This window comes from Streptomyces sp. MUSC 14 (assembly GCF_001866675.1).
Classification (GTDB): Bacteria; Actinomycetota; Actinomycetes; order Streptomycetales; family Streptomycetaceae; genus Streptomyces.
Genome location: NZ_MLYN01000029.1, coordinates 63,319 through 82,432, shown reverse-complemented (window position 1 = coordinate 82,432; position 19,114 = coordinate 63,319). Strand labels below are relative to the sequence as shown.

The window sequence follows — 19,114 nt, the reverse complement described above, 5'->3', positions numbered from 1 at the left end:
CAAGGCGTGGCTGCGCCTGCCCGGCCATGGGGTGGAGGGGCCCGCCCCCTCCAGCCGCAGCGCGGTGAACGGCCTTCCGGCCTGAAGCGGGCTCAACCCGGAACCTGCGACCGGCAGTCACAGCACCTCCTGCACACGCTCCACGACGCCGGGCGGCCCGAAGGGAACACATTCTGTGCGTACGTACGACAACCCTGTGATCAGCGGGTTCCACCCCGATCCGAGCGTATGCCGCGTCGGTGACGACTACTACCTGGTGTGCTCCAGCTTCGAGTACTTCCCCGGGCTGCCGCTCTTTCACAGCAAGGACCTCGTGCACTGGGAGCACATCGGCAACGTGCTCGACCGGCCCGGGCAACTGCCGCTCCCTCTCCCTGGTGCGAAGGCGTCCGGCGGCCTCTACGCCCCCACGATCCGCTACCACGACGGCCGCTACTGGGTCATCAACACCAATATCAACGGCGGCGGCAACTTCGTCGTCTCGGCCGAGCGGCCCGAGGGGCCGTGGAGCGACCCGGTCTGGATCGACCTGACCGGAATCGACCCCGATCTGGCCTGGGAGGAGGACGGCACCTGCTGGTGCGCCTTCTCCGGGCCCGCAGGGGGCATCAGCATCGCCAGGATCGACCCGGTCAAGGGGGAGGTGCTGGAGGGGCCCTTTGCCACGTAGTCGGGCAGCGGCCTCAAGCACCCCGAGGCGCCGCACCTCTACCGCATCGGCGACTGGTGGTACCTGCTGATCGCGGAGGGCGGCACCGAACGCGGCCACAGCGTGTCCATCGCCCGCGGCCGCTCGCCGCGCGGGCCCTGGGAAGGCGCACCCGCCAACCCCCTGCTGTCCCACAGCGGTACCGGCCGTTCCATCCAGAACACCGGCCACGCCGACCTGGTGGAGGCTACCGACGGCAGTTGGTGGATGGTGCTGCTCGGCGTCCGGCCCCGCGGCTTCACACCCGACGTGCACGTGCTCGGTCGCGAGACGTTCCTGACCCCCGTCGAGTGGGACGAGGACGGCTGGCCCGTCGTCGCGCCCGTTCCCGAGAGTCACGCGGCCCCGGGCGGGGTCTGGCACCCCGTTCCGCCCCTGCCCGCCCGCGACGACTTCGACGAGCCCGCTCTCGCGCCCCACTGGGTCTCGCCATTCGCCCGCCCGGAGCGCTCCTGGTCGCTCACCGAGCGCCCTGGCTGGCTGGCCCTCAGAGCCACCGGCGCCACCCTGGACCGCCCCGGGTACACCTTCGTCGGCCGCCGCCAGCAACACCACGACTGCCGCGTCACCGCTGCGATCGACCCGGGAACGGGACGCGGCGGCCTCAGCGTGCGCCTGGACGAAGCCCACCACTACGAACTGGAGGTCGGGAACGGAGAGGCCGGCGTCGTCGCCCGGATCGGTCCGCTGCGCCAGACCGTGGCCGGCCGGCCGGTCCCGTCCGGACCGCTGACCCTCACCGTCGCGATCCGCACGTCCGACCTTGTGCCCGCGTCGCCCGAACTCACCGATGGCGGGACCACCGGCCCTGACACCGTCGCCTTCTGGCTCGGCGATCCCGACGCCCCGGACGTCCAGCCACTCGCCGAACTGGACGGGCGCTATCTGTCCACCGAGGTCGCCTGCGGCTTCACCGGCCGCGTTATCGGCATGTACGCCACCGAGGGCACGGTCGCCTTCGACTGGTACGAGTACACCCCGGCATCAGCGCGGGCCCGGAAGGCACGCCCATGCTCAGCGTAGACAATGAAGACGGCTCCACGTCCACCGGATCTCTGATCGACGAGATCGTGCGGGAAGGGGCCCGAAGAATGCTCGCCGCTGCCCTTGGGACAGAAGTCGACCAGTACATAGCCGAGTTGACGGCCGAGCGGGACGAACGCGGCCGCCGCCTGGTGGTGCGCAATGGCCATCACCGTCCCCGCACCGTGACCACGGCCGCCGGCTCTGTTGAGGTACGGGCGCCACGGGTCAACGATCGTCGCGTCGACGAGGAGACCGGCGAGCGTCACCGGTTCTCCTCCAAGGTCCTGCCACCCTGGTACCGCAAGCCCCCAAAGATCAGCGAGCTCCTCCCACTCCTCTACCTGCACGGATTGTCCAGCGGCGACTTCGTGCCCGCACTCGAGCAGTTCCTCGGAAGCTCGGCCGGCCTGTCTGCAGCGACGATCACCCGGCTCACCAGGCAGTGGCAGGACGACCACGCCGCCTTCCAGAACCGCGACCTGTCCGCCACCGATTACGTCTACCTGTGGGCTGACGGCGTCCACCCCAGGGTCCGCCTCGGCCAGGCCCACTCCTGCGTCCTGGTCCTGATGGGCGTTCCGCCTCGATGGCGCCAAGGAACTGATCGCGCTCGCGGAGGGTCTGCGGGAGTCCACCGAATCATGGGCCGACCTGCTGCGCGACTGCCGGCGGCGGGGAATGAAGGACCCGGCCCTGGTGGGCGGGGACGGGGCGATGGGCCTGTGGCGGGCTCTGGCGGAGGTGTTTCCGCAGGCCCGGCATCAAAGGTGCTGGGTTCACAAAACCAGGAATGTGATCAACTCCCTGCCGAAGTCCGTGCGCACCGGGGCCCGCAAGGCCCTGCAGGAGATCTACAACGCCGAGGACCGCACACATGCAGAGCAGGCGGCCCGCGCGTTCGCGAAGGACTACGGCACCAAATGACCCAAAGCCGTCGCGGAGATTACCGACGACCTGGACGAGCTGCTGGCGTCCTACAACTTCCCCGCCGAGCACTGGGTCCATCTGCGAACCACGAACCCGATTGAGTCGACGTTCTCCACCGTCAAGCTCCGGACCAAGGTCACCCGCGGGGCCGGAAGCCCGGCCGCAGCCCTTGCGATGGTGTTCAAGCTCGTCGAGTCCGCCCAGGCCCGCTGGCGGGCGATCACCGGATCCCACCTGGTGCCCTTGGTCCGCGCGGGCGCCAGGTTCGAGAATCGCATCCTCGTCGAACGTACTGAATCGCGGGCTGCGTGAGGCCGTGGGGCTGGGGAGACAGAAGAACCGTGGCGATCTGTTTCGAGCTCGTGGTGAACTTCGGCGATGACGCCGAGGCAGCACAGACTGCCGCCCGCATCGACCCCAAGCCGCGGGTGCTTCGCGCGGGCGCCCACCGCATCCCTCTCCACCGGCCGATGCTGGCGAAGGTGGGCTCATACATCGAGCTCTCGATCCTGCCCGTGGCCGTCAGCTGGGGTTGTGGCCTGGACGGCAGCCTCCCCAGATTCGAGCTCACCGCAGCAGAGCTGACCGAACTGGGAAACCAACTCTACGAACTGCTCGCGCAGTTCCATGGATATGTCGCCGCGAAGGTCGGCTGGGATCCAGAATCACTCGTGAACCCTACTGAGCTCAGGCGCGAGTGGTCAGATGAACTGAATATCGGCAGCATCCACGGGCTCGTGCTCTGCGAAGAGCTGCATGCGGAACTTGACTTGAGCTCCGACTACGAAGTGTTCCAGCCTGGATACCGATGGATCCCGTATCGCGGGGAGGACCTGACGGGCGACTAAAAAAACAAGCCCGACCCAGGCCAGCTTATCCACACATATTGACAATACTCCTTGCCGCCAACGGAAATACGCTAGCTACCCGGCCTTGGGTCAGGGCCCGTACAACAATGGGGCCCAGGATTAACTCACATGCCTAGCGGGCGTACCCGATGATGAGGTTGCCGAAGACACTTCCGATGCCCCGCGCCGCTGCCGGCGACACCGACGGTGGCATCGGCTCCGATGAAGCCCAGAGCATGCGGCTGCCTGGCTTCCGACGGCGCGTGGAGCGCTGGAAAGCTCTCCGTATAACCCGATGCCACATCGCTGTAGCGTCGATCGCGGCCAGGACAGCGTTCAACTCGCGAGATGCCCTGAGTACCACTTCGGGAACGATCATCTGAGCCTCGGCGTAGCGATCCCGGTAGTCTCACCGCGCCTCCTCAACCTGGGCGCGGTCATCGTCGGTGTAGACACCGTCTCCCATGCGGTGGAGGGCGTCTTTCAGCATGGTGTGAAAGTGACGGGACGCACGGTTCATACCGCTGCACGCAGCGCGCCGCTCCTCAAAGACCCGTCTTCCCTCCCCAGCCTGTCTCTCTTCCGCCCGCTGGCGCTTCGTCGTCCAAGTCGTGATCACTGGCGCCAGGAGCGTGCCGAGCACTCCACCGACGGCAGTGACCATGGCGGCAGTCGTGGCACCCATGCGCGTCCAGAGACGTGACGGCTGCCCTGGCTCGCGCAGAGAGGATTCACCTCGTCGACACCTTGGAAAAATGGTCATTTTTGTCAGAATTTGCGAGTTATTTCGCGTCATGTCAGCCTTGAAGCGAGGGGTGAGCAGGGACTGGAAACCCAACAGCGAGAAGGAGCTGCCATGCGAACTCATGTGAGAGGGGCTGTAGTTGTGGCAGCAGCGGTGCCCGTCCTGGCGCTCAGCGGAGCGGCTGGAATCGCTACCGCGCAACACTCCGCTGATGTGAGCACGCACGCCACTCCAGCCAAACCCTAGTGCCATTGGGTGAAGGGGCACTGGGAAGACAAGGGAAAGGGCCAGCACAAAAAGCGCGTCTGGATCCAAGGCCACAAGGTCTGCACGTCGACAGGAACGGCCAAGCCGACGAAGATGCCCTCACCGACTGCTTCGGTGACCAATCCGAACAAGCCGTCGCCGACAATGACCATGACGAAGACTGCGTCCCCATCGCCGACAATGACGATGACGAAGAAGCCGTCGCCGACAATGCCGATGACTCGATAGCCGTCGCCATCGCCGACTGCTCCGACGGCACCCGTGGGGAAACCGCTGGTCTGGGGCACTTTCGTGCCTGTCGTGGACTACTGTGACTAGAATTGGGCCAGGTCTCTGACCTGCGGCCGTGATATCGGTCAATGCTGCGACCTGTGACTTAGCTTCCGCGCAGCGGCCACTGTAAAAGAGGGCTGAGCACCTCGAGACTCGACTCGAAGTTGCCCGAAAATGAGCCGTGAACAAGGTGATTGGGCCGACAGTCCGGGGCCGTGGAAGAGGCTGCGCTCCGGCTGATGGAGCTATTGTTCCCGTCCATCGCGGACGTCGCGGTGCTGTCGGTGGACGTGACTGTCGAGATAGTGCGCGTTGACGCGCAATGCGCCTCGTGCACGACCTGCACCGGTTAGATGCCGAACCGTTCTTCGCAGGTGGCCGTCCACTCATAGAGCGGGTCGGTGACGAAGTGGCGGAAGGACCGGACGGCCTCGGAGTAGGAGCGGATCGTCGATTGCGCGAGATCACGCAGAGTCCGCAGGTCACCGAGCCACTCGTCCACCATCGCCGGCGTCCACTGCCAGGGGAAGGCGTTGACGTACGTGGCGAACGCCTTCACCGTGTTCTCCCGGCCCTCAACCGTCGAGCGGGCCAGGTTCCGGGCCAGCTGCTGATTGGCGAACCCTTCCAGCATCGCGTCGAAGACCTGCTCCTCCGGCCGCAGCAGCGCGACCCCGCCCACCAGTTGAAGCCTCGCCGCACCCGGCGCCACGACATCGATCCTCACCGGTCCACCACCCTCCGTCGCTCGCGTTGGATGCGAGAAAGCCGCATCGGATGCGAGTCGGCGGGCTGTCCGCTGGTCAGTCAGTCGTACGAGTGACACCGGCTGGCGATCAGGCACCGTGAGTCGCTACCGTCGCTCGCGTCGCCCCAGCCCAACACCGCTGGTCACACAGGGGCACCCCGCACCAGGCGGCGACGAAGCTCAAACCGTCGCGAGTTCACATCCGATGCAATTGGCGGCAGTTTCTATATCGGTACAGCCGTTGGCGCTGAGGTTGATCACGGTTCTGGGCTGGGGGGCGTAGCTGCCAAAGGGTGTCCGGGATGCATGCAGAGAGGCAGTGCGCGCGATGACGCGGGCGTGTCGGCTCACCGGGGACGTAGGCAAACATTGCGTGGCGAGGAAAGTGGATCATGCCGACTGACTTGTCGTGCCCCTGACTTGTCGCCACAATCCCGTATGGCTCGATTCAGCGCGCGTAGATTCGCGCGCCCTCGCGCGCCTCCGACACGGGAGTGCCAATGAAGAGATCGAAGAGGTTACTGCTGCCCGGTGTCGCCAGCCTCGCCCTGCTGTTCGGCGGGGTGGAGAGCGTGGCTCACGGCGTCGGGATCGCTGACGCCGCCCACCACGCGACGGGTGTCGGCTCGTGCACGCTGAAGGGGTACAACCCGGCGACGACCCCCCCGAACGCCAAGGACATGCCGCTCGGCAAGCGTCCGATGACGTACAAGCCGGACGACTTCGACTGCTCCGGCGCGAAGTTCGCCGCGCCCGGCGTGGAGTTCGCGAAGTTCCCGCAGCCCAGGAACTTCAAGATAACCGACAAGAGCGTCGTGCAGACGGTCGGTGGCCATCAGACGATCATAGGGAAGCCCGCAGCGGCGGTGAACCCGCTGGCGCCGTACTTCCCGCCGTTTCAGCACTTCGTGATCATCTATCGCGAGAATCACACCTTCGACGACTACCTCGGCGACTGCGCGACAACGATCGCTGCCGGCTGCAACGGCCAGGTGGAGAGCACCAACCACATGAGCTCCGTTCCGGACCTGCACCAGCTGGCCAAGACTTACTCGCTGTCCGACTCGTACAGCACCGGCGTCCAGCCGCCGTCCGGCCCCAACCACTGGTTCCTGTTCTCGGGGCAGTCCTCGTCCAGCAGCCAGCAGCAGTCCTACCCGTCGAACGGCACCCAGTTCGACCGGTTCCTGCAGAGCGACCAGGGCCCCACGGACGAGGGCACCAGTGCCTGCACCGCTCCGTCCGGCACCAGCAGCGGCACCAGCCCGTACTCGATGATCGTGAACGGTGACATCTACTGGATGCTCAACAGCGGCAGCGGCTACTGGAAGAACCCGGCCGACGGCAAGATCGAGGTCCTGCCGCCCAACCGTCCGGGCACGACCATCCCCGAAGAGCTGCACACCAACGAGTACACCTGCAACAACCAGAGCATCCCCGACAGCACCGTCTCCGGCGACTATCTCAAATTCGTCAACCAGTACGGGATGCCGGCCTACAACTACGTCGAACTCTTCAATGACCACCCCGGCACGTACCAGGACATCGCCGGGAACGACACCGCGACGAACAACATCGTCAACTCCATCATGAGCAACCCGACGTACAAGAACAACACGCTGATCGTCGTCACCGAGGACGACACCCAGAACGGCAGCAACGGCCCGGACCACGTCAGCAACACCTACCGCGTGCCGCTGCTCGTCATCGGGAACCCGGCCTACGTCAAGCAACACTACGTCTCGCACGTGGCGTATACGACGGCCAACGTCCTCGCGGCGATGGAGCGCACGATGGAGAACGTGCACTCCGGCGTCATCGACCCGAGCAACAACCTGGGCGCGTCCACGTTCCCGATGACGACCGCGGACCAGGCCGCGCTCGGCGACCCACTGGAGGACTTCTGGGTCCAGGGTGCGACCCCCCTGTCCGCGAGCGCCAAGGGCTCGCCGACCACCGGCAACGCGCCGCTGACGGAGAACTTCACCGGCTCGGCGACCGGCGGCACGGCCCCGTACACATACAGCTGGAACTTCGGTGACGGGTCGACCAGCACCTCGCAGAACCCGAGCCACACCTACAGCACCGCGGGCACCTACACAGCGACACTGACCGTCACCGACAGCGCCTCGCCCGCCAACACCGCGACCTCGCAGGTGACGACCACGGTCAGCGCCGTCGGCAACCCGCTGGCCGCAAGCGCCTCGGCCACCCCGACCTCCGGCCAGGTGCCACTGAACGTCGCCTTCACCGGCACGGCCACTGGCGGCACCCCGGCGTACAGCTACAGCTGGAACTTCGGTGACGGGTCGACCAGCACCTCGCAGAACCCGAGCCACACCTACAGCACCGCGGGCACCTACACAGCGACACTGACCGTCACCGACAGCGCCTCGCCCGCGAACACGGCATCCTCGACGGTGACCGTCACAGCCGACCCGATTGCCGCGACGCCACCGGGTGCGCCCACCGGCTTGACGGGGACCGCAGGGACCGGACAGGTCTCGCTCAGCTGGACGCCACCGGCCAGCACCGGCGGCGAGAACATCACCTCGTACAAGGTCTACCGCGGCACCTCCAGCGGCACCGAGTCGCTGCTGACCAGCGGCGGCTGCAGCGGACTGGGCGCGGTGACCTCGTGCACCGACACCGGACTCACCGCCGGGCAGACCTACTACTACAGGGTCACCGCGGTGAACGGCGTGGGCGAGGGGGCACAGAGCAACGAGGCGTCCGCCACCCCCACCGGAAGCACCGGCTGCCAGGCGAAGCAGCTGCTCGGCAACCCCGGCTTCGAGAACGGCAGCTCCAACCCCGCTCCGTGGACCGCGTCATCCGGCGTGATCAACAACTCCGCCTCCGAGCCGCCGCACTCCGGCAGCTGGGACACATGGCTGGACGGCTACGGGACCACCCACACCGACACCCTGTCGCAGACGGTGACTCTGCCGAAGGGCTGCACCTCGGAGCAGCTGAGCTTCTGGCTGCACGTGGACACGGCGGAGACTTCGACCACGACTGCCTACGACACGCTCAAGGTGCAGGTGCTCAGCAGCTCCGGCACGGTGCTGGGCACCCTGCACACCTACTCCAACCTCGACCGCATCACCGGATTCGCGCAGCACACCTTCGACCTCTCCCCCTACGCGGGACAGACGGTCACGCTCAAGTTCACCGGCGCGGAGGACTACGAGTACCAGACCTCCTTCGCGCTCGACGACACCGCGATCAACGTGCAGTGACCAGCGCCACTCGGTAACGGCCCCCGTTCCCCCAGCGGGACGGGGGCCCACTTGCTCGCCAGCTGAGGAAGGAACGGATGGACACGACGATCGCAGTGAGGGGCCACGGCATCACCAAGGTCTTCGGTGACGTCGTCGCGCTCGACCATGTCGATGTAAGCGTCGCGCAGGGTCGGATCTACGGCCTGGTCGGCCCGAACGGTGCCGGAAAGACCACGCTGCTGGGCCTGATGCTGGGCCTGGCCGTCGCCGACGAGGGGGATCTGGAGATCCTCGGCACTTCAGTGGGCCGTGGGCTGCCGGCGCCTGACGGTGTCTCCGGATTCGTCGACGGACCCGGCCTCTACCCCACTCTCACCGCGAAGCAGAACCTCGCGACGCTGCTTTCGCTGCAGCCTGATGACTCGCTCGCCGGTGATGTCGGCGATGCTCTGGAACAGGTCGGGCTCACCGAGGCCGGCGATCAGAAGGTCCGCGGCTTCTCCCTGGGCATGCGCCAACGACTGGGACTGGCCGCGGCCTTGCTGACCAGACCGCGCCTGCTCGTGCTCGACGAGCCGTCCAACGGCCTGGACCCGGCGGGCAAGAGGCAGGTGCACCAGGTCCTGCGCCGGCTCGCGGCCCAGGGCGTCACGGTCGTCCTGTCCAGCCATCGGATGGACGATCTGGAGGCGCTGTGTTCCGAGGTCACCATCCTCGCCAAGGGGCATGTGGTGTTCTCCGGCCCGCCCAAGAAACTCACCGATGACAACCACGAACTCGACTACCGGCTGCGCGCCCTGGATCCGTCCGCCGCGCACGCTGTCGCGGCCGCAACGCCCGGCGTTCGCGTCGTCCAGGACTCCGACGCCGTGGCGCAACCGGACAACGACGTGATCGTCGTCCGCGCGCGGACGGCTGCTCTGGACGAACTCCTGGCGCGGATCGTGCGCGCGAACATCCCCGTGCGCGAACTCGCGCCCGTCGTCTCGCCGCTGGAAGCAGCCTTTCTCTCCCTGACGGACCAGCTCTCCCTCACCGGGCAGGAGACCGACCAATGACCACGCCCCTCACCGACGCCCCCGCCGCCGGAGCCGGGGCCGCGCTGAAGCCCCGGACGGCCGGCAGACGCCCGGTTCCGGTGGTCCGGATCCTGCGGATGGAGCTGGTCAAGCAATTCTCCGCCTGGCGGGTGCGCCTGCTGGTGCTGCTGTGCTGGCTCGGTCCAGGCCTGCTGGTGTTCGCGATCGACCAGCAGAACACCCTGCCGTCCGATACCCTCTTCGGCCGGTGGATGCACGCCACCGGCTGGGCCGGACCGTTGGTGGTGCTCGGCGTCGCCGGCACATGGGCCCTGCCGCTGGTCACGTCCGTGGTCGCCGGCGACGTCTTCGCCTGCGAGGACCGGCTGGGCACCTGGCGCCACCTGATCATCGCCGTCCGCTCGCACCGGCGGATCTTCGCAGCCAAGGCGATCGCCAGCGTCGCCGTGATCGGACTGCTGGTAGCCGGCCTGGCCGTCTCCAGCATGCTCGGCGGACTGCTCGCGGAGGGGAACCAGCCGCTGATCGGCCTGGACGGCCACCTGCTCACCGGCGAAGACGCGGCCGTCAAGATCCCGCTGGCGTGGGTCTGCGTACTGGCGCCGACACTCGCCCTGGCCGCCATCGGGCTGCTCGGGTCGGTGGCCCTGGGCCGATCCCCGATGGGCCTGCTGCTGCCCGTGATCGCCGCCCTCGGGATGCAGACAGCGCAGATGCTGCCGCTGCCGGTCACGGTGCGCCTGGCGCTGCCCAGTTACGCCTTCATCTCCTGGAACGGCCTGTTCACCGATCCCCAGCAGCTGGGGCCGTTGCTGATCGGCATCGGGGTCAGCCTGGTGTGGGCGGTCGTGGCGACGGCACTGGCCTGTCTGCTGTTCCTGCGCCGGGACTTCACCAACCTCAACAACGACGGCGCCGGACGCAGGGCGCTGACCTTGGGTGTCCTCCCGCTGGCGGGCGTGCTGGCCGCGACGGTCGGTGCCGTCGCCGTCGGGACCGGGGCGGGCGGCTCCGGCATCACCCAGGACAAGGTGCAACGCTCGGTGGCCACGGTCTTCTCCCACCTCTACCCGTCCCAGCAAGCACAGATGCACCAGCCGGCGGTCACCGCAGCGCAACTGCAGACCACAGCGGCCTGCGACAAGAGCGAGGGGCTCGGAGCGCAGGCAGGGCCGGGGAACGACTGGCGCTGCACCGTCTCCTGGAACGTCCCCGGTTACAACGTCACCGCCCAGGCCATCTACCAGGTCGATGTCACCCCCACCGGGCGCTACATCGCCGACGGGGACGGACCGGTGCAGGTGAACGGGTACTTCCTGATCATCAATGCCGGCAAGCCGACCCCCAACCCCCTGTGGCAGTTCGACGGCAACGTCGACCTGATCTCCGATCACTGAGTCAACTGGTCACCGAGCCAGCCGGGCGCGAGAGCCGACCGGGTCTCGCGACCCAGCCGGCCCGCTTCCACCGCCGCGACGGCAGGCTCGGTACCGCGTCCGGCGCGCAGCAGCGAGGCGGCGGGGTTCGGCACCAGCGAGATCAGGCCCGGGTCCCAGTTGCCGATGGCCCGCCGCCCTACTGATCTCTTCGGATTGGTGGCGGCTGGTGGGTGAGTGTGAGTCCGGTGCCTGCAAGGCAGCCGTCGATCAGGTCGGGGCGGAGTTGGATGTGGCGTAGGCCCCGCCGGAGGGTGCGTTCGAGGTGTTCGTCGTCGGTGAAGGCGGAGTTGGATGGCGTCCCGCCGAGTGGTGTAGCCGGTCGAGCGTCGTGAACGCGCGGGTGTCTGCTCGGGGCGTGCACCCGCTGTCCTTGAGTGCTCCCTGAACATGGGCAGGCCATCGCGCAAGCCTCCCTGGTGAACGGGCAGTTCGACCGGAGGAGTGCACGATGGTCTTGTCCCAGTCTGACCTGACGCGGCTGCTGGAGTCACTACGTACGGCCGATGGAGTTGAGACGATCAGGGTGCTGTGCGAGCGCATCCTGCAGGAGCTCATCGAGGCCGAGGCGACCGAGGCCATCGGTGCCGGTCCGGGCGAGCACTCCGACCAGCGCACGACCTGACGCAACGGTCACCGCGACCGGCTGCTGAGCACCCAGGCGGGTGACCTGGACCTGAAGATCCCCAAGGTGCGGACCGGGTCGTTCTTCCCCTCGCTGCTGGAGCGGCGCCGGCGGATCGACCGGGCTCTGTTCGCCGTGGTGATGGATGCATACGTGCATGGTGTGTCGATGCGCTCGGTCGATGACCTGGTCAAAGCACTCGGGGCGGACAGCGGGATCTCCGAATCGGAGGTGTCGCGGATCTGTGGCGAACTCGACACGGAAATCGACGCGTTCAAGGAGCGGCCGCTGGACCACACCGTCTTCCCCTACGTGTTCCTGGACGCCACCTACTGCAAGGCCAGGGTGAACCACCGGATCGTGTCCCAGGCCGTGGTCATCGCCACCGGGATCTCCGCCACCGGGCACCGCGAGATCCTCGGGCTGATGGTCGGCGACAGCGAGTCGAAGCCGTTCTGGACGAAGTTCCTGCGGTCCTTACGGGCCCGTGGCCTCGAGAACGTCCAGCTGGTGATCTCCGACAGCCACAGCGGGCTGGTGGCCGCGATCCGCACCGTCTTCCTCGGAGCGGCCTGGCAAAGGCGCCGGGTTCACTTCGTCCGCGACGTCTTTTCGGTGATCGACAAGGGCTCGGGCGAGATGGTGGCGGCAACGATCCGCACCATCTTCGCTCAGACCACCGCCACGGCCGTCCACACCCAGCCGGACGTGGTCGCCGACATGCTCGGACGGCAGTTCCCGCAGGTCAAGACCATGCTGCTGGACGCTGCCACGGATATCACCGCGTTCGCTGACTTCCCCCCGGCGCACTGGAAGAAGATCTGGTCCACCAACCCGCTGGAACGGTTGAACCGGGAGATCAAACGACGGGCCGACGTTGTCCAGGTCTTCCCCAACCCCGCCGCCCTCGGCCGGCTCGCCGCCGCGGTCCTGGCGGAACTCCACGACGAGTGGCAGGTCTTCGACCGCCGCTACCTCTCCGAAGGCTCCATGGCCGAACTCCTCAATCCCAAACCCAGTGAAGACGCCCGCCGGCTTCCTCCACAGTCAGAACCGAATCAGCTCGGCCAGTGACTACACCACCCGATGGGACACGATCCGGAGTTGGCCAGCGGGCCGCGCCGTAACAGCGACCAGACGCCCTCGACCGGGTTCAAGCCCGGTGCGTATGAGGGCAGTTGGATGATGGTGAGCCAGTCGTGCGCGGCCGCGTAGTCGCGCATTCCGGCGGCCCGACGGGTGTTGAGATTGTCCCAGATCAGCACGATGGGTGCCTGGAGCTGGTGAGCTGTCCAGGATCTTGGGCTGTTCCAAGGCCGCGAAGTGCCCGCCTTTGTCGGCCTCGCCGTAGTGGATCAGATTGCTGTAGGTGTCTTCGATCCAGCTACGCGGCACGCGTGGGATGTCCCTCGGGAAGACGGTCACCGCGACCGGAAGCGTCACCCGCTACCGAGTGCTGCTGGCGCTGCGCCGTGGCGAGTACGGCGAGGCGATCCACAGCCTGCTCGGGCCAGTCGATGAGCTCCTCGCCGACCTCGTGAAACGAGGCCAGGACACCGACGTGTTCGCACAGCACCTGCCGGCGGGCATTCTGAGCCAGGTTGCCTACGGCGTCGTGTTCGCCATCGCGGACAGCGACCTGTCCAACGGGACCCTCGACGCCCGAGCAGCGACGATCACCAGCCTGCTGTTGCTGGGAGTTCCCGAGACGCACGCAATCGCCCTCGTGGGCGACCAGCCCTGACCCACAACACGCAGAATAATGACTAATCAGATTGGCTGGCGGGAGAAGTCAGCGACGCAACGCAGCGCGCCCGGCCAGGTTCACGACCGCAGGGATCTCGGTTCCCTCGTGGGCGCCCACCGAAGTGGCTACTGGCAACACCATGTCGTGGACTGTGGGATGAACCCGGCGAGACGCCACAGGTCTGCAGCCACCAGGTACGACGATCTCGCGGTCCGCTACGGAGCGACCGCGCTGCTCGCAGCCATCACAACGAGTGGCTGAGAGCAGCACTTTCGCAACGAACCTAGAAGACTGCGAGGGGATTGGCCGGGAGCCCGGTCGCGCCGTGCACGGGAATCGTGCCAAGCGCGAACAGGAAACTGTATCGCCCGATTTCGGCGCATACCCGCGCCAGCTCAGCCACGTTGACGCAGTCGATCAATGGCATTCCCAGCTCGGCCAGGGCGATGTTGTGCAGGACGGGCGATCCGCCTGACGGTCCAGGGAGCTTGTCGCCGATGTCGCCGGCGTACAGACACACTTCACGCTCCGCCATCCACTCGACGGCGCTCAGCGAGGTGGTGGGCAGGGGGCCGAAAGGATCGTCGGCTGCGACCCATCCCCCGCGCACAACCAGCGCATCACCGGACTCGACCCGCACTCCCTGTCGCTCCTCGGCCGCCGCGAGGTCGTCCGCGGTCACGACATGGTTCTCCGCGAGCCGCTCTCCCGGCGCCAGGTCGAGTAATACCCCCCGGGTCACGATTCCGTGGACGAACGCTGACGATGAACTCCGGCTGACCGTCGCCCCGGCAGTTGCCTCGGCGACTGAAACACCGGGGTAGACGGTGCCGTCGACCGGTATGTGCGCCAACGCGTCGATGTGCGTCGAACGCGCATGGTGGACGTTGATCAGCAACACATCGGTCAACGCCGGGGCGGGCGAACCCGTGAACGTCATCGTTTGCAGTACTGCGGCCGGCATGCTGTGCTCGGCGAAGGCGACCGGCGCGGCTATGGGTACCGGTGTGATCGGGTGAGCCAGGGAGACAACACGACCCGTCATGGCTTCGGCCACGCCGCGGACACGCGCAGCGGCCGTGATGAAATTCAGGGTGCCTCGGTCGTCGTCGGCGCCCCAGCGGCCCCGGTTGGTCAGCGGCCTCTCTCCTTGCGGCCGGGCAACTTCGTTTGTGTCCATCTTTCCTCACAGTTCAGAGTTGAGTTCGTAGAGGTGCTGGCTCAGTGCGGCTCAGCCGACGTCGTGAATGTCGGGGACATCACTTGGCCCACCGGGCAGTGGTCTGTCTTCCCGCTCCAGGCAGGCACGCTTGGGGCCGTGTCAAGGAGTCGACCGCGAGTTCGGCCTGCGAGTTCACGCGCGGGCAGATCACGTCGTCCTGCTGCTGGTCAGCCCGCAGCCAAGAGTCGCCGGACCCAGGCGCTTCGGGTCGCCGATGCGGTCTGCGAGAGCGCAGCTTGTGGCGCGATGCCGTCGAACCCGTGGAAACCGCCCGGCCAGACGTGCAGCTCGGTCTGGACACCGGCCTGCAGCAGCCGAGCGGCGTAATCAATGTCCTCGTCGCGGAAGGTCTCGACAGCTCCGACGTCGATGAAGGAGCTGGGCAAGCCGGTCAGGTCGGTCGCCCTCGCGGGCGCCGTGTAGATGCTGACGTCGCTGCCACCTCTGCGTTCGCCGAGCAACGCGTTCCATCCGGTCATGTTGCTGGTGGTGTCCCAGAGGCCCTCGCCGTCCAGTTCCTGGCTGCTCGGTGTGAGGAACCGGTCGTCGAGCATCGGGCACATGAGCAACTGACCCAGCAGCTCAGGGCCACCGCGGTCGCGTGCGAGAAGCGCCACGCCAGCCGCGAACCCGCCGCCGGCGCTCGCTCCGGTGACCACGATGCGGTTCGGGTCACCGCCTATCTCCGTGGCGAGTCCATGGGTCCCCAGCAGACCCGCGTAGCAGTCCTCGATCGGCGCCGGGTCGGGGTGCTCCGGTGCCAGGCGGTACTCCACCGACACCACGATGGCGCCGATGTCGACGGCCCAGTCCAGCACGCCGCCGGCCACGGTGCGGTTGTTGCCGATGATCATGCCGCCGCCGTGCATGTAGTAGAGGATGGGCGCTCCTGCCGCCAGACCCACCGGCTTGAGGACGAGGAGCGAAACCTCCGGAGCACTCTCCGGGCCGGGTACGGACAAGTTCTGCAGTTGGACCGTCCCGTTGCGCGTCAGGAGCTCGTCCGGGACCGCGAACATGGGGTTGGTCCGCAGTTCCTCGATGTTCTCGGGGGTAATGGTCGGTGATAGGTGTTCGTGTACCACCGTCAGCACTGCGGCGAGCTCAGGGTCGAGCGGCGGGTGCGTCCTGGCCATCTGCGATTCCTCGGTTCAGGGGGCGGTGATCTTGTCGGAGAGAGGGGCGATGATGGTGTCGGCAACCCAGCGTGCGACGCCGGTCGGGTAGGGCGCGCCTAGGCCGAGCACGATGTGGCTGAACCCGCCATCGAGCGCCGTGCGGATGGTGTGGCGGGTGTGCTGAGGCCGATCGTAGGAGACGGGCAGGACGATGGATCGGGTGATCTCAGCCGGGTTACGGCCGGTCTCCTCGCACAGGTCGAGCGTGGCGCTACGCTCGACCGCCTTGTCGATGCTGCCGCCGGGCATGTTCCACCGGTCCGCATGCTCGGCAACCACGCGCAGCGTCCGGGTGGCCTGGCCGCCGACCAGGATCGGGGGGCGGGGATGCTGGACGGGTTTGGGACTACAGAACGCACCCGTCAGCTGGTGGTACTCGCCGTGGAAGTCGAATGGGTGCGGTTTCGGTCCATAGTCTGCGGATGATCGTGCACGCCTCGGCAAGGCTTCCGACCGCGTGGGCGGCATCGTGGAAAGGAAGGCCGTGAGCTGCGTACTCACGCCGGGCCGGCGGCACGTCGGTGCGAGAGCCCGCGCCGATACCGAACTCGAGCCTGCCGCCGGAGACGGCGTCGACAGTGGCGGAGATCTTGGCCAGCATGGCCGGTGGGCGGAACCTGTTGCTGGTAACCATCACCCCGAGCCGCAACCGCTCGGTTCGGGCCGCGAGAGCGGACAGCAGTGTCCAACCCTCGAAGGTGGGCCCGTTCGGATCGCCACCGAGCGGCATGAGGTGGTCGAACAGCCAGGCATGCTCGATCTGAGGAATGCCGTCAGCCTCGTGCCAGACCCGCAGGATGTCGTCGTAGGCGATCTGCGCCGGGGCGGTCATGATTCCGAAACTGGATTTACCGGCCATTGCGAGGTGGTTGGTCACTTCGAGTCGATGCCTCCCAGCGGGTCGGCGGCCGCAGCCAGAGCCCGACGGGCGGTAGGCCACGCGTCGTTGTCCAGGCCCAGCGCGGTACGCAGATACGCCAGGGTGGCGTGCCGGACGAGCGCGACACGCTCGGAGCTTTCGTCGGTGGTGCGCGTGTCGTTGGCTCCCTGGATGCCGCCGAGTCCGTGTTCCGCGCCGAACAGGGTCAGCAGATCGGTGGCGCCCGGGCTGAGGTGGTAGCCGTCGGTGAACCAGTCCGGACCGCGCACCGTGAGCAGGGACTGGTCCGCGTCGCCGGCGACCATAAGACTGGGTGTCTTCAGCTCAGCGAAATCAGGGTTCATGAACGGGAAGTACCGGGTGGCGAGCGGGCTCAGGTCGGCGCCGCCGGTACCGGGCAGGCACAGCAGCACGGCCGCGCTGACTCGCGGGTCGGCCATGCTCTCACCGGGAGTGCCGTCGGCGTCGACGACCCGTGCGCCCGCCAGGGTGCTGGCGGTCTGTGCGCCCCAGGAGTGTCCGGCGACCGCGATGCGGTCGTGGTCGATGCGGTCGGCCAGCCCGGGCACGGCGGCTTCGATGGTGTCGAGCTGGTCGAGGACGTGAGTGAGGTCGTCGGTGCGGATGCGCCAGATGAGCGGGGTGCGCGGGTCGTCGGGAGCGAGGCCGAGGGAGTCGAGATGTGTTGGCTGGATGACGACGAAGCCGCGGGCGGCCCAGAAGCCGACCAGTGGTGCGTAATCGTCCATGGTCAGGGTCATGCCGTGCGAGAGGACGACGACAGGCAGGTTGTGGCCGGCCGTGGGCGCTGTGACCCGTACCTGCATGTCCTGGCCGCGGTCCGGAGCGGGCAGCGCGATCGGGCTGACAGAGATGACTGAGGTGGTGAAGGCGTTGCCGCCGTCGACTGACGTGATGCCGCTCATCTGGTGAATGCCTTTCTCAGTATGCCCAGTGGGCTCGTGCGGCGCGGCGTCTGGCATCATTGAAAAAGTGGAGCGCCGCTCCGGATCAAAATACGGAGCAACGCTCCGTTTTGCAAGTAGGAGGTGTTCACGATGTCCACAGCCGACACTCCGCCAGCAGCTGCAGGTCACAAGCGAGCCGACGTCCGCCGAAACGAGCAGAAGCTCCTGGACGCAGCTGCGGCCGTGTTCGTCCGTATGGGGGTCCACGCTCCCGTACGGGAGATCGCAGCAGAATCAGGCCTCGGCATGGGCACCATCTACCGCCACTTCCCCACCCGTGCGGACTTGGTGGTCGCGGTCTTCCGGCACCAGGTTGACGCACTCGCCGCAGCTGCCCACGCGACGCAGACTGCCGATGCCCCCTACGAACTCCTGCGGCAGTGGGTCCACCAATTCGCCGACTTCCTCGTCACCAAACACGGCCTCGCCGAGGCGCTGCACTCGGACCGAGCCGGATTCGAGAGCCTGCACAACGAGTTCGTCGAGCGCCTGCTGCCCGTGCTCGACCAACTGCTGAAAGCGTCCGCCTCCACTGGCTACACACGCGCCGACGTACGGGCCTACGACTTCATGCTCGCCATCGGCAACCTGTGCATCGGAATCGAAACCTTCCCCGACTACCAGGCCCGCCACATGATCGACCTGATGCTCGCCGGCCTTACCCAGCCCGTCCCGGCACCGACAGGCAATGAGGTGAGGTCAGCAACTCGGCCTTGACGTGCCCCCTGGTCCAAAAGAGGTCATCTCACTTGGCATGACATTCACTTGGAAAAACCAAGTATCACGGTTACGCTGCCGCTCCATGATCACTAGCGGTGGAAACGACGGGTACGAGTTCTCTACAGACCCGGATCGCCTCGACGTGGAACTAGTGCACCGTTGGCTCTCGACGGACGCGTTCTGGGCCCTGGGGCGTACCCGGGAAACCGTCGAAGAGTCGGTGCGCGGGTCGCTGAACTTCGCCATCTACGACGCCAGCGGCGACCAGGCTGCCTACGCTCGCGTGGTCACCGACCGTGCCACCTTCGCTTGGCTTTGCGACGTCTACGTTGCCCCCGCCCACCGCGGCAAGGGACTCGGGACGTGGCTTGCGACAGCGGTTCGCGACCACCTTGCTCCCTATCGGCTCAAGCGCGTCCTCCTGTCGACCCTCGACGCGCACGAGATCTACGCGAAGGCCGGTTTCGCCCCGGTACCGCACCCGGAGAACTTCATGATTCTGAACGCCGAGGGGTGAAGGGAGCGGACAGT

Annotated in this window: 13 protein-coding genes and 5 pseudogenes; 10 read left to right on the top strand and 8 right to left on the bottom strand. The window is 67.0% G+C overall.

Features of this window, described 5'->3' with window-relative positions:
• The first annotated feature begins 175 nt into the window (after positions 1 to 175).
• From BIV25_RS20140 to BIV25_RS20130, 3 genes and pseudogenes are all read left to right on the top strand, one after another.
• Positions 176 to 1,732: pseudogene (locus tag BIV25_RS20140) on the top strand (glycoside hydrolase family 43 protein).
• Positions 1,720 to 2,974: pseudogene (locus BIV25_RS20135) on the top strand (IS256 family transposase). The pseudogenes BIV25_RS20140 and BIV25_RS20135 overlap by 13 nt, the downstream one beginning before the upstream one ends.
• Positions 2,975 to 3,003: 29 nt before the next feature.
• Complete coding sequence (locus BIV25_RS20130; RefSeq protein WP_071373743.1) at positions 3,004 to 3,510, top strand: hypothetical protein; 507 nt, start codon at positions 3,004 to 3,006, stop codon at positions 3,508 to 3,510.
• A gap of 409 nt (positions 3,511 to 3,919) precedes the next feature.
• Here the strand turns inward: BIV25_RS20130 and BIV25_RS52920 are convergent, their stop codons facing one another.
• From BIV25_RS52920 to BIV25_RS20115, 3 genes are all read right to left on the bottom strand, one after another.
• Positions 3,920 to 4,480, bottom strand: coding sequence for a hypothetical protein (locus tag BIV25_RS52920; protein ID WP_256255931.1), 561 nt, complete (start codon positions 4,478 to 4,480; stop codon positions 3,920 to 3,922).
• 17 nt (positions 4,481 to 4,497) lie between these two features.
• Positions 4,498 to 4,809 (bottom strand): hypothetical protein, encoded by a 312-nt coding sequence (locus tag BIV25_RS20120; RefSeq protein WP_071373742.1) that lies wholly within the window; start codon positions 4,807 to 4,809, stop codon positions 4,498 to 4,500.
• A 335-nt stretch (positions 4,810 to 5,144) separates the two neighbouring features.
• Positions 5,145 to 5,522 (bottom strand): hypothetical protein, encoded by a 378-nt coding sequence (locus BIV25_RS20115; protein ID WP_218158467.1) that lies wholly within the window; start codon positions 5,520 to 5,522, stop codon positions 5,145 to 5,147.
• A 521-nt stretch (positions 5,523 to 6,043) separates the two neighbouring features.
• On the opposite strand from BIV25_RS20115, the gene BIV25_RS54085 reads away from it, so the two are divergent.
• The 4 genes and pseudogenes from BIV25_RS54085 (at position 6,044) to BIV25_RS20095 (ending at position 12,942) form a co-directional block, all read left to right on the top strand.
• Entirely contained in the window at positions 6,044 to 8,785 is a 2,742-nt protein-coding gene (locus BIV25_RS54085; RefSeq protein ID WP_071373741.1) for a PKD domain-containing protein, read from the top strand.
• A gap of 77 nt (positions 8,786 to 8,862) precedes the next feature.
• Positions 8,863 to 9,825 carry an ABC transporter ATP-binding protein gene (locus BIV25_RS20105; protein ID WP_071373740.1) on the top strand — a complete coding sequence of 321 codons (963 nt, stop codon included), beginning with the start codon at positions 8,863 to 8,865 and terminating at the stop codon, positions 9,823 to 9,825.
• A complete protein-coding gene (locus BIV25_RS20100) occupies positions 9,822 to 11,204 on the top strand; it encodes an ABC transporter permease (protein WP_071373739.1) in 1,383 nt (460 codons plus the stop codon). Before BIV25_RS20105 ends, BIV25_RS20100 begins: the two co-directional genes overlap by 4 nt.
• A 490-nt stretch (positions 11,205 to 11,694) precedes the next feature.
• Positions 11,695 to 12,942, top strand: a pseudogene (locus tag BIV25_RS20095) (IS256 family transposase).
• Between the two features lie 29 nt (positions 12,943 to 12,971).
• Here the strand turns inward: BIV25_RS20095 and BIV25_RS47185 are convergent.
• Positions 12,972 to 13,160 (bottom strand): annotated as a pseudogene (locus BIV25_RS47185) (transposase); the annotation flags it as partial.
• 77 nt (positions 13,161 to 13,237) lie between these two features.
• Between BIV25_RS47185 and BIV25_RS20090 the strand changes: the two are divergent.
• Positions 13,238 to 13,612 carry a hypothetical protein gene (locus BIV25_RS20090; protein ID WP_218158466.1) on the top strand — a complete coding sequence of 125 codons (375 nt, stop codon included), beginning with the start codon at positions 13,238 to 13,240 and terminating at the stop codon, positions 13,610 to 13,612.
• A gap of 286 nt (positions 13,613 to 13,898) precedes the next feature.
• Here the strand turns inward: BIV25_RS20090 and BIV25_RS20085 are convergent, their stop codons facing one another.
• The 4 genes and pseudogenes from BIV25_RS20085 to BIV25_RS20070 all read right to left on the bottom strand — a co-directional run bounded on the left by BIV25_RS20085 (position 13,899) and on the right by BIV25_RS20070 (position 17,821).
• The gene (locus tag BIV25_RS20085) at positions 13,899 to 14,795 is read right to left on the bottom strand and encodes a cyclase family protein (protein WP_071373738.1); all 897 of its coding nucleotides are present in this window, start codon (positions 14,793 to 14,795) and stop codon (positions 13,899 to 13,901) included.
• A gap of 209 nt (positions 14,796 to 15,004) precedes the next feature.
• Positions 15,005 to 15,973: an alpha/beta hydrolase gene (locus BIV25_RS20080; protein WP_071373737.1), complete on the bottom strand. Its 969-nt coding sequence runs from the start codon at positions 15,971 to 15,973 to the stop codon at positions 15,005 to 15,007.
• Positions 15,974 to 15,988: 15 nt separating this feature from the next.
• Positions 15,989 to 16,874 (bottom strand): annotated as a pseudogene (locus BIV25_RS20075) (LLM class flavin-dependent oxidoreductase).
• A gap of 14 nt (positions 16,875 to 16,888) precedes the next feature.
• Positions 16,889 to 17,821 carry an alpha/beta fold hydrolase gene (locus tag BIV25_RS20070; RefSeq protein ID WP_071373736.1) on the bottom strand — a complete coding sequence of 311 codons (933 nt, stop codon included), beginning with the start codon at positions 17,819 to 17,821 and terminating at the stop codon, positions 16,889 to 16,891.
• Positions 17,822 to 17,953: 132 nt separating this feature from the next.
• Between BIV25_RS20070 and BIV25_RS20065 the strand changes: the two genes are divergently transcribed.
• Both BIV25_RS20065 and BIV25_RS20060 read left to right on the top strand, forming a co-directional pair.
• Positions 17,954 to 18,580, top strand: a complete 627-nt coding sequence (locus BIV25_RS20065) for a TetR/AcrR family transcriptional regulator (RefSeq protein ID WP_071373735.1) — start codon at positions 17,954 to 17,956, stop codon at positions 18,578 to 18,580.
• An 85-nt stretch (positions 18,581 to 18,665) separates the two neighbouring features.
• Positions 18,666 to 19,100 (top strand): GNAT family N-acetyltransferase, encoded by a 435-nt coding sequence (locus BIV25_RS20060; RefSeq protein ID WP_071373734.1) that lies wholly within the window; start codon positions 18,666 to 18,668, stop codon positions 19,098 to 19,100.
• Positions 19,101 to 19,114 lie beyond the last annotated feature (14 nt).